The 12,045-nt window shown below is 62.5% G+C and carries 1 protein-coding gene (running past one end of the window); it reads left to right on the forward strand.

Going from position 1 to position 12,045, the window contains the following annotated elements:
- Positions 1–12,045, forward strand: part of the annotated coding region (locus tag AMM33_RS21480; protein ID WP_090143252.1) for a VCBS domain-containing protein (this coding region is incomplete at its 3' end). Its footprint begins 15,059 nt before the window's first position; 12,045 of its 27,104 annotated nt are in view.

Raw genomic sequence — 12,045 nt, forward strand, 5'->3', positions numbered from 1 at the left:
GGTGACCGGAGCCAATGACGCGCCGGTTGCCGTGAACGACACGGCCACCATCGGCGAGGCTGGGGGCAGCAACAACGGCACGGCAGGTTCTGCCCTAACCTCCACAACCTCTGGCTTTACCAACACGCTCAATGTGTTGGCCAACGACACCGATGTGGACAGCGGCGACACCAAAGCGGTTAAAGACATCAAGGCGGGCACCGCCGCTGGTGCAGGCACGGCAGTGACCGTGGCCACCACCAGCGCCAACGGCACGGAAGTGGTGGGCAGCTTCGGCACGATCAAGATCGGTGCTGACGGCAGCTACACCTACGCGGTGGACCAAGCCAACGCCACGGTGCAGGCCTTGGACACCAACAGCACGGCGCTGAGTGACGTGTTCACGTACACGGTGCAAGACGCGGCGGGTTTGAGCAGCACAGCCACGATCACGGTGGCGGTGACGGGTGCCAACGACGCTGCCACGTTCAGTGGCGACATCAGCAAGTCGATCACAGAGACCAACGTGGCCCAAACCGTGACGGGCAACTTGACGGTGAGCGATGTGGACAGTCCCACCACCGTCACCGCCCAAACCGATGTGGCCGGCAGTGCGGGCCTGGGCAAGTTCAGCATCACCTCAGCGGGTGCCTGGACCTATGTGATGGACAGCGCACAAAACCAGTTGACCGCCGGGCAAGAAGTCACCGACACATTGACGGTGAGCACGGCCGACGGCACCACGCAGGTCATCAGTGTGCTCATCACCGGCACGAACGACGCGCCCGTGGCCGTGAACGACACGGCCACCATCGGCGAAGCCGGTGGCACCGCTAACGGAACCGCAGGCTCTTCTTTGAGCTCCACGACCAGCGGCGTAAGCGTCCTGAACGTGCTGGCCAACGACACCGACCTGGACGCGAGCGAGACGCTCAGCGTCAAAGACATCAAGGCCGGAACAGCCGCCGGTGCAGGCACTGCAGTGACCGCCAGCACCACCAGCGCCAACGGCACGGCCATCACAGGCAGCTTCGGTACATTGACCATCGGTGCCGACGGCAGCTACACCTACGCGGCAGACCAAGCCAACGCCACTGTCCAGGCGCTGAACACATCCAGCACAGCGCTCAGCGACGTGTTCACCTACACCGTACAAGACGCGGCTGGCCTGAGCAGCACGGCCACCATCACGGTGTCGGTGACCGGAGCCAATGATGCGCCGGTTGCCGTGAACGACACGGCCACCATCGGTGAAGCCGGTGGTACGAACAACGGAACCGCAGGTTCTGCCTTGAGCTCCACGACCAGCGGCGTCAACGTTCTGAACGTGTTGAGCAACGACACCGACGTGGACGCGAGCGAGACGCTCAGCGTCAAAGACATCAAGGCCGGAACAGCTGCCGGTGCAGGCACGACAGTGACCGCGGCCACCACCAGCGCCAACGGCACGGCCATCACAGGCAGCTTCGGTACATTGACCATTGGCTCAGATGGCAGCTACACCTACGTGGTGGACCAGGCCAACGCTACAGTGCAGGCGCTGAACACAGCCAGCACAGCGCTCAGCGACGTGTTCACCTACACCGTACAAGACGCGGCTGGCCTGAGCAGCACAGCCACCATCACGGTGTCGGTCACCGGAGCCAATGACGCGCCGGTTGCCGTGAACGACACGGCCACCATCGGCGAAGCCGGTGGTACGAACAACGCCACTGCGGGCAGCGCTCTAACATCGACCACCAGCGGATTCAGCACCTTGAACGTGCTGGCCAACGACACCGACGTGGACAGCGGTGACACCAAAGCGGTTAAAGACATCAAGGCGGGCACCGCCGCTGGTGCAGGCACGGCAGTGACCGTGGCCACCACCAGCGCCAACGGCACGGAAGTGGTGGGCAGCTTCGGCACGATCAAGATCGGAGCGGATGGCAGCTACACCTACGTCGTGGACCAAGCCAACGCCACGGTGCAGGCCTTGGACACCAACAGCACGGCGCTGAGTGACGTGTTCACGTACACGGTGCAAGACGCGGCGGGTTTGAGCAGCACAGCCACGATCACGGTGGCGGTGACGGGTGCCAACGACGCTGCCACGTTCAGTGGCGACATCAGCAAGTCGATCACCGAGACCAACGTGGCCCAAACCGTCACCGGCACTTTGTCGGTGAGCGATGTGGACAGTCCCACGACGGTCACGGCTCAAACCGATGTGGCTGGCAGTGCGGGCCTGGGCAAGTTCAGCATCACCTCAGCGGGTGCCTGGACCTATGTGATGGACAGCCCACAAAACCAGTTGACCGCTGGCCAACAAGTCACCGACAGCTTGACGGTGACCGCGGCCGATGGCACCACGCAGGTCATCAGTGTGCTCATCACGGGTACCAATGACGGGCCCGTGGCCGTGAACGACACGGCCACCATCGGCGAAGCCGGTGGCATGAACAACGGCACAGCAGGTTCTGCCTTGAGCTCCACGACCAGCGGCGTGACCGCCCTGAACGTGCTGGCCAACGACACCGATGTGGACAGCGGCGACACCAAAGCGGTTAAAGACATCAAGGCGGGCACCGCCGCTGGTGCAGGCACGGCAGTGACCGTGGCCACCACCAGCGCCAACGGCACGGAAGTGGTGGGCAGCTTCGGCACGCTCAAGATCGGCGCGGATGGCAGCTACACCTACGTGGTGGACCAAGCCAACGCCACCGTGCAGGCCTTGAACACCAACAGCACAGCGCTGAGCGACGTGTTCACCTACACCGTGCAAGACGCAGCAGGCTTGAGCAGCACAGCCACCATCACGGTGGCGGTGACCGGGGCCAATGATGCGCCGGTTGCCGTGAACGACACGGCCACCATCGGCGAAGCCGGTGGTTCGAACAACGGAACCGCAGGTTCTGCCTTGAGCTCCACAACCTCTGGCTTTACCAACACGCTCAATGTGTTGGCCAACGACACCGACGTGGACAGCGGCGACACCAAAGCGGTTAAAGACATCAAGGCGGGCACCGCCGCTGGTGCAGGCACGGCAGTGACCGCCAGCACCACCAGCGCCAACGGCACGGAAGTGGTGGGCAGCTTCGGCACGATCAAGATCGGTGCTGMCGGCAGCTACACCTACGCGGTGGACCAGACCAACGCCACAGTGCAGGCCTTGAACACCAACAGCACAGCGCTGAGCGACGTGTTCACTTACACGGTACAAGACGCAGCAGGCTTGAGCAGCACAGCCACGATCACGGTGTCGGTGACCGGGGCCAACGATGCCGCTACGTTCAGTGGTGACATCAGCAAGTCGATCACAGAGACCAACGCGGCCCAAACCGTGACGGGCAACTTGACGGTGAGCGATGTGGACAGTCCCACCACCGTCACCGCCCAAACCGATGTGGCCGGCAGTGCGGGCCTGGGCAAGTTCAGCATCACCTCAGCGGGTGCCTGGACCTATGTGATGGACAGCGCACAAAACCAGTTGACCGCCGGGCAAGAAGTCACCGACACATTGACGGTGAGCACGGCCGACGGCACCACGCAGGTCATCAGTGTGCTCATCACCGGCACGAACGACGCGCCCGTGGCCGTGAACGACACGGCCACCATCGGTGAAGCCGGTGGTACGAACAACGGCACAGCAGGTTCTGCCTTGAGCTCCACGACCAGCGGCGTCAACGTTCTGAACGTGTTGAGCAACGACACCGACGTGGACGCGAGCGAGACGCTCAGCGTCAAAGACATCAAGGCCGGAACAGCTGCCGGTGCAGGCACGACAGTGACCGCGGCCACCACCAGCGCCAACGGCACGGCCATCACAGGTAGCTTCGGTACATTGACCATCGGTGCCGACGGCAGCTACACCTACGCGGCAGACCAAGCCAACGCCACTGTCCAGGCGCTGAACACATCCAGCACAGCGCTCAGCGACGTGTTCACCTACACCGTACAAGACGCGGCTGGCCTGAGCAGCACAGCCACCATCACGGTGTCGGTGACCGGAGCCAATGATGCGCCGGTTGCCGTGAACGACACGGCCACCATCGGCGAAGCCGGTGGTTCGAACAACGGAACCGCAGGTTCTGCCTTGAGCTCCACGACCTCTGGCTTTACCAACACGCTCAATGTGTTGGCCAACGACACCGATGTGGACAGCGGTGACACCAAAGCGGTTAAAGACATCAAGGCGGGCACCGCCGCTGGTGCAGGCACGGCAGTGACCGTGGCCACCACCAGCGCCAACGGCACGGAAGTGGTGGGCAGCTTCGGCACGATCAAGATCGGTGCTGCCGGCAGCTACACCTACGCGGTGGACCAGACCAACGCCACAGTGCAGGCCTTGAACACCAACAGCACAGCGCTGAGCGACGTGTTCACTTACACGGTACAAGACGCAGCAGGCTTGAGCAGCACAGCCACGATCACGGTGTCGGTGACCGGGGCCAACGATGCCGCTACGTTCAGTGGTGACATCAGCAAGTCGATCACAGAGACCAACGCGGCCCAAACCGTGACGGGCAACTTGACGGTGAGCGATGTGGACAGTCCCACGACGGTCACGGCTCAAACCGATGTGGCTGGCAGTGCGGGCCTGGGCAAGTTCAGCATAACCTCAGTGGGTGCCTGGACCTATGTGATGGACAGCCCACAAAACCAGTTGACCGCTGGCCAACAAGTCACCGACAGCTTGACGGTGACCGCGGCCGATGGCACCACGCAGGTCATCAGTGTGCTCATCACGGGCACCAATGACGGGCCCGTGGCCGTGAACGACACGGCCACTATCGGCGAATCCGGTGGTACGTCCAACGGCACGGCCGGCAGCGCGCTCACATCGACCACCAGCGGCGTGAGCGTTCTTAATGTATTGAGCAACGACACCGACGTGGACGCGAGCGAGACGCTCAGCGTCAAAGACATCAAGGCGGGAACCGCCGCCGGTGCGGGTACAGCCGTCACCGCCAGCACCACCAGCGCCAACGGCACGGAAGTGGTGGGCAGCTTCGGCACGCTCAAGATCGGCGCGGATGGCAGCTACACCTACGTGGTGGACCAAGCCAACGCCACCGTGCAGGCCTTGAACACCAACAGCACAGCGCTGAGCGACGTGTTCACCTACACCGTGCAAGACGCAGCAGGCTTGAGCAGCACAGCCACCATCACGGTGTCGGTGACCGGAGCCAATGACGCGCCGGTTGCCGTGAACGACACGGCCACCATCGGCGAGGCTGGGGGCAGCAACAACGGCACGGCAGGTTCTGCCCTAACCTCCACAACCTCTGGCTTTACCAACACGCTCAATGTGCTGGCCAACGACACCGATGTGGACAGCGGCGACACCAAAGCGGTTAAAGACATCAAGGCGGGAACCGCCGCCGGTGCAGGCACATCCGTCACCGCCAGCACCACCAGCGCCAACGGCACGGAAGTGGTGGGCAGCTTCGGCACGATCAAGATCGGCGCGGATGGCAGCTACACCTACGTAGTGGACCAGGCCAACGCCACGGTGCAGGCCTTGAACACCGACAGCACAGCGCTGAGTGACGTGTTCACGTACACGGTACAAGATGCGGCGGGTCTGAGCAGCACAGCCACCATCACGGTGTCGGTGACCGGGGCCAATGACGCCGCCACGTTCAGTGGCGACATCAGCAAGTCGATCACCGAGACCAACGCGGCCCAAACCGTGACCGGCACTTTGACGGTGAGCGATGTGGACAGTCCCACGACGGTCACGGCTCAAACCGATGTGGCTGGCAGTGCGGGCCTGGGCAAGTTCAGCATCACCTCAGCGGGTGCCTGGACCTATGTGATGGACAGCCCACAAAACCAGTTGACCGCTGGCCAACAAGTCACCGACAGCTTGACGGTGACCGCGGCCGATGGCACCACGCAGGTCATCAGTGTGCTCATCACGGGTACCAATGACGGGCCCGTGGCCGTGAACGACACGGCCACCATCGGCGAAGCCGGTGGCATGAACAACGGCACAGCAGGTTCTGCCTTGAGCTCCACGACCAGCGGCGTGACCGCCCTGAACGTGCTGGCCAACGACACCGATGTGGACAGCGGAGACACCAAAGCGGTTAAAGACATCAAGGCGGGCACCGCCGCTGGTGCAGGCACGGCAGTGACCGTGGCCACCACCAGCGCCAACGGCACGGAAGTGGTGGGCAGCTTCGGCACGCTCAAGATCGGCGCGGATGGCAGCTACACCTACGTGGTGGACCAAGCCAACGCCACCGTGCAGGCCTTGAACACCAACAGCACAGCGCTGAGCGACGTGTTCACCTACACCGTGCAAGACGCAGCAGGCTTGAGCAGCACAGCCACCATCACGGTGGCGGTGACCGGGGCCAATGATGCGCCGGTTGCCGTGAACGACACGGCCACCATCGGCGAAGCCGGTGGTTCGAACAACGGAACCGCAGGTTCTGCCTTGAGCTCCACAACCTCTGGCTTTACCAACACGCTCAATGTGTTGGCCAACGACACCGACGTGGACAGCGGCGACACCAAAGCGGTTAAAGACATCAAGGCGGGCACCGCCGCTGGTGCAGGCACGGCAGTGACCGCCAGCACCACCAGCGCCAACGGCACGGAAGTGGTGGGCAGCTTCGGCACGATCAAGATCGGCGCGGATGGCAGCTACACCTACGTAGTGGACCAGGCCAACGCCACAGTGCAGGCCTTGAACACCGACAGCACAGCGCTGAGTGACGTGTTCACGTACACGGTACAAGATGCGGCGGGTCTGAGCAGCACAGCCACCATCACGGTGTCGGTGACGGGTGCCAATGACGCCGCCACGTTCAGTGGCGACATCAGCAAGTCGATCACCGAGACCAACGCGGCCCAAACCGTCACCGGCACTTTGTCGGTGAGCGATGTGGACAGTCCCACGACCGTCACCGCCCAAACCGATGTGGCCGGCAGTGCGGGCCTGGGCAAGTTCAGCATAACCTCAGTGGGTGCCTGGACCTATGTGATGGACAGCCCACAAAACCAGTTGACCGCTGGCCAACAAGTCACCGACACCTTGACGGTGACCGCGGCCGATGGCACCACGCAGGTCATCAGTGTGCTCATCACGGGTACCAATGACGGGCCCGTGGCCGTGAACGACACGGCCACCATCGGCGAAGCCGGTGGCATGAACAACGGCACAGCAGGTTCTGCCTTGAGCTCCACGACCAGCGGCGTGACCGCCCTGAACGTGCTGGCCAACGACACCGATGTGGACAGCGGCGACACCAAAGCGGTTAAAGACATCAAGGCGGGAACCGCCGCCGGTGCAGGCACATCCGTCACCGCCAGCACCACCAGCGCCAACGGCACGGAAGTGGTGGGCAGCTTCGGCACGCTCAAGATCGGCGCGGATGGCAGCTACACCTACGTGGTGGACCAAGCTAACGCCACCGTGCAGGCCTTGAACACCAACAGCACAGCGCTGAGCGACGTGTTCACCTACACCGTGCAAGACGCAGCAGGCTTGAGCAGCACAGCCACCATCACGGTGTCGGTGACCGGAGCCAATGACGCGCCGGTTGCCGTGAACGACACGGCCACCATCGGCGAGGCTGGGGGCAGCAACAACGGCACGGCAGGTTCTGCCCTAACCTCCACAACCTCTGGCTTTACCAACACGCTCAATGTGTTGGCCAACGACACCGATGTGGACAGCGGCGACACCAAAGCGGTTAAAGACATCAAGGCGGGCACCGCTGAGGGCGCAGGCACGACAGTGACCGCGGCCACCACCAGTGCCAACGGCACGGAAGTGGTGGGCAGCTTCGGCACGCTCAAGATCGGCGCGGATGGCAGCTACACCTACGTCGTGGACCAAGCCAACGCCACGGTGCAGGCGCTGAACACAGGCAGCACGGCGCTGAGCGACGTGTTCACGTACACGGTGCAAGACGCGGCGGGTTTGAGCAGCACAGCCACGATCACGGTGGCGGTGACGGGTGCCAACGACGCTGCCACGTTCAGTGGCGACATCAGCAAGTCGATCACCGAGACCAACGTGGCCCAAACCGTCACCGGCACTTTGTCGGTGAGCGATGTGGACAGTCCCACGACGGTCACGGCTCAAACCGATGTGGCTGGCAGTGCGGGCCTGGGCAAGTTCAGCATCACCTCAGCGGGTGCCTGGACCTATGTGATGGACAGCGCACAAAACCAGTTGACCGCCGGGCAAGAAGTCACCGACACATTGACGGTGAGCACGGCCGACGGCACCACGCAGGTCATCAGTGTGCTCATCACGGGCACCAATGATGCGCCCGTGGCCGTGAACGACACGGCCACCATTGGCGAAGCCGGAGGTACGAACAACGGCACGGCCGGTAGCGCTCTCACATCGACCACCAGCGGATTCAGCGCCCTGAACTTGTTGGCCAACGACACTGATGTGGACAGCGGCGACACCAAAGCGGTGCAGGACATCAAGGCGGGCACCGCCGCAGGTGCAGGCACGGCAGTGACCGTGGCCACCACCAGCGCCAACGGCACGGAAGTGGTGGGCAGCTTCGGCACGATCAAGATCGGCGCTGACGGCAGCTACAGCTACGTGGTGGACCAAGCCAACGCCACGGTCAAGGCCCTGGCGGTGGGCAGCACGGCCATCAACGACGTGTTCACCTACACCGTCAAAGACACGGTCGGTGCCACCAGCACAGCCACGGTCACGGTGTCCATCAGTGGAGCCAACGACGCGCCTGTCATCTCGGGCACGACCATCAACAATTTGCCAGAAAACACCGGCGCGTTCCTCTCTGGCTCACTCAAGCCCAATTACGCGGACGACGACGGTCACGCACAAAAGGGCGTGATCTTCACCGAGTTGCCCGATCCGGCCAAAGCCACTTTGTTGCTCAACGGCGTGGCGATCACCACAGGCACCTTGGTCACCATCGAGGACATCAACGCCAACAAAGTTGAACTCAAGCCCGTGACCGACTTCTTTGGAGCGGTGACCTTGAAGTTCAAGGCGGTGGACACCAGCGACTCGAACAACGAGTCTGCAGTGGTGACCAACACCTACAACTTCGTCAACACCAACGACGCGCCTGTGGGCGTGAACGACACGGCCACCATTGGCGAAGCCGGTGGCACGGCCAACGCCACGGCAGGTGCTGCCTTGACCTCCACGACCAGCGGTGTGAGCGCCCTGAACGTGTTGACCAACGACACCGACGTCAACAGCGGCGACACCAAAGCGGTGCAAGCCATCAAGGCGGGCACCGCCGCAGGTGCAGGCACGGCCGTGACAGCGGCCACCACCAGCGCCAACGGCACGGCCATCACAGGCAGCTTCGGTACATTGACCATCGGTGCCGACGGCAGCTACACCTACGTGGTGGACCAAGCCAACGCCACGGTCAAAGCCCTGGCGGTGGGCAGCACGGCCATCAACGACGTGTTCACCTATACCGTCAAAGACACGGCCGGTGCGACCGGAACGGCCACGGTCACGGTGTCGATCAACGGGGCCAACGACGCACCCGTCATCTCGGGCGGCACCGTCAACGGTCTCACCGAAGACATTGGCGCGATCCTCATAGACGCTCTCAATTTCAATTACGCCGACGACGATGGCCATGCACAAAAGGGCGTGATCTTCACCGAGTTGCCCGACGCGGCCAAAGGCACTTTGCTGCTCAATGGTGTGGCGATCACCGCCAACACTTTGGTGACCATTGAGGACATCAACGCCAGTAAAGTGGTGCTTCAACCCGCAAGCAACTTCTCTGGTGCAGTGGCGCTGAAGTTCAAGGCGGTGGACACCAGCGCGACCCACAACGAGTCGGCTGTGGTGACCAGCACCTTCAACTTCAACAGCGCCAACGACACGCCTGTTGGCGTGAACGACACGGCCACCATCGGCGAAGCCGGCGGCACGGCCAACGCCACGGCAGGTGCAGCCTTGACCTCCACGACCAACGGCGTGAGCGCCCTGAACGTGTTGACCAACGACACCGATGTGGACAGCGGCGACACCAAAGCGGTGCAAGCCATCAAGGCGGGCACCGCCGCTGGTGCAGGCACGGCCGTGACCGCCAGCACCACCAGCGCCAACGGCACGGAAGTGGTGGGCAGCTTCGGCACGATCAAGATCGGCGCTGACGGCAGCTACAGCTACGTGGTGGACCAAGCCAACGCCACGGTCAAAGCCTTGGCGGTGGGCAGCACGGCCATCAACGACGTGTTCACCTACACCGTCAAAGACACGGCCGGTGCGACCAGCACGGCCACCGTCACGGTGTCCATCACCGGTGCCAATGATGCGCCCGTGATCTCAGCATCCACGGTCAACAACCTGCCAGAAAACACCGGCGCGATCCTCTCTGGATCACTCAAGTTCAATTACGCCGACGACGACGGTCATGCACAAGCGGGCGTGATCTTCACCGAACTGCCTGATCCGGCCAAAGCCACTTTGTTGCTCAACGGTGTGGCGATCACCGCCAACACCATGGTGACCATTGCGGATATCAATGCGGGCAAAGTGGTGCTCCAGCCTGTGGCCAATTTCTTCGGTGCGGCGACCTTGAAGTTCAAGGCGGTGGACACCAGCGCGACCCACAACGAGTCGGCCGTGGTGACCAACACCTACAACTTCGTCAACACCAACGACGCGCCTGTGGGCGTGAACGACACGGCCACCATCGGCGAAGCTGGTGGTACGGCCAACGCCACGGCAGGTGCTGCCTTGACCTCCACGACCAGCGGTGTGAGCGCCCTGAACGTGTTGACCAACGACACCGACGTCAACAGCGGCGACACCAAAGCGGTGCAAGCCATCAAGGCGGGCACCGCCGCAGGTGCAGGCTCGGCAGTGACCGCGACCACCACCAGCGCCAACGGCACGGCCATCACAGGCAGCTTCGGTACATTGACCATCGGTGCCGACGGCAGCTACAGCTACGTGGTGGACCAAGCCAACGCCACGGTCAAAGCCTTGGCGGTGGGCAGCACGGCCATCAACGACGTGTTCACTTACACCGTCAAAGACACGGCCGGTGAAACAAGCACGGCCACGATCACGGTGTCCATCACTGGTGCGAACGACGCGCCTGTCATCTCAGGCGGCACCGTCAACGGTCTGACTGAAGACATGGGCGCGATCCTGAACGCTTCACTCAAGTTCAATTACGCCGACGACGACGGCCACGCACAAAAGGGCGTGATCTTCACCGAGTTGCCCGATGCTTCCAAGGCCACCTTGCTGCTCAATGGCACGCCCATCACTACCGGCACCTTGATCACGATTGAGGACATCAATGCCGACAAGGTTTTACTCATGCCTGTGGCCAACTTCAATGGGGCTGTGAGCCTGAAGTTCAAGGCGGTGGACACGAGCGCGACCAATAACGAGTCTGCGGAGGTGACCAGCACCTACAACTTCAACAGTGCCAACGATGCGCCTGTCATTGGCGCGGGCACCTTGAACTTGCCAACGGTGGACGAGGATGTGGCAGCACCCGCAAACGGTGACACCTCTGCAGGAATTGCCGTGAGCGATATGTTCAGTGTGATCAGTGATGTCGATGCGGCTGCGACCAAGGGCATTGCCATCACCAGCGTCAACGCCAACGGAAGCTTGTTCTTCAGCACGGACAATGGGGCAAACTGGCAAAGCGCGGGAGTTGTCAGCAACAGCAGCGCCTTGTTGCTGGATGCCAGCAGCCGAGTGTTCTTCAAACCCAATGCCAACTGGAACGGGACTGTGGACAACGCCTTCTTGTACCTGGCATGGGACCAGACCAATTCACCGGCAGCCACAGTGGGGACAAAGGTTAATGTTGCTGCAACCGGCACATCTACGCCTTATTCTTTGGAAGTCGGCAAGGTTGGCATCAGCGTCACGGCGGTGAATGATGCGCCCTCCGTGTCTGGTGGCCCAGTGAGCGGGCTGGAGGAAGACAAGGGCGCGATCCTGACCMCCGCGCTCAAATTCAMCTATGCCRATGTCGACGGCCACGCAAAACTAGGGGTGCTATACACCGAGCTGACCGCTGCGGCCACGGCTACCTTGTTACTCACCGGCGTGGCCATCACCGACAAGGCCTTGGT

The sequence above is a fragment of the Limnohabitans sp. DM1 genome, from assembly GCF_001269385.1.
Taxonomy (GTDB): Bacteria; Pseudomonadota; Gammaproteobacteria; order Burkholderiales; family Burkholderiaceae_C; genus Limnohabitans_A.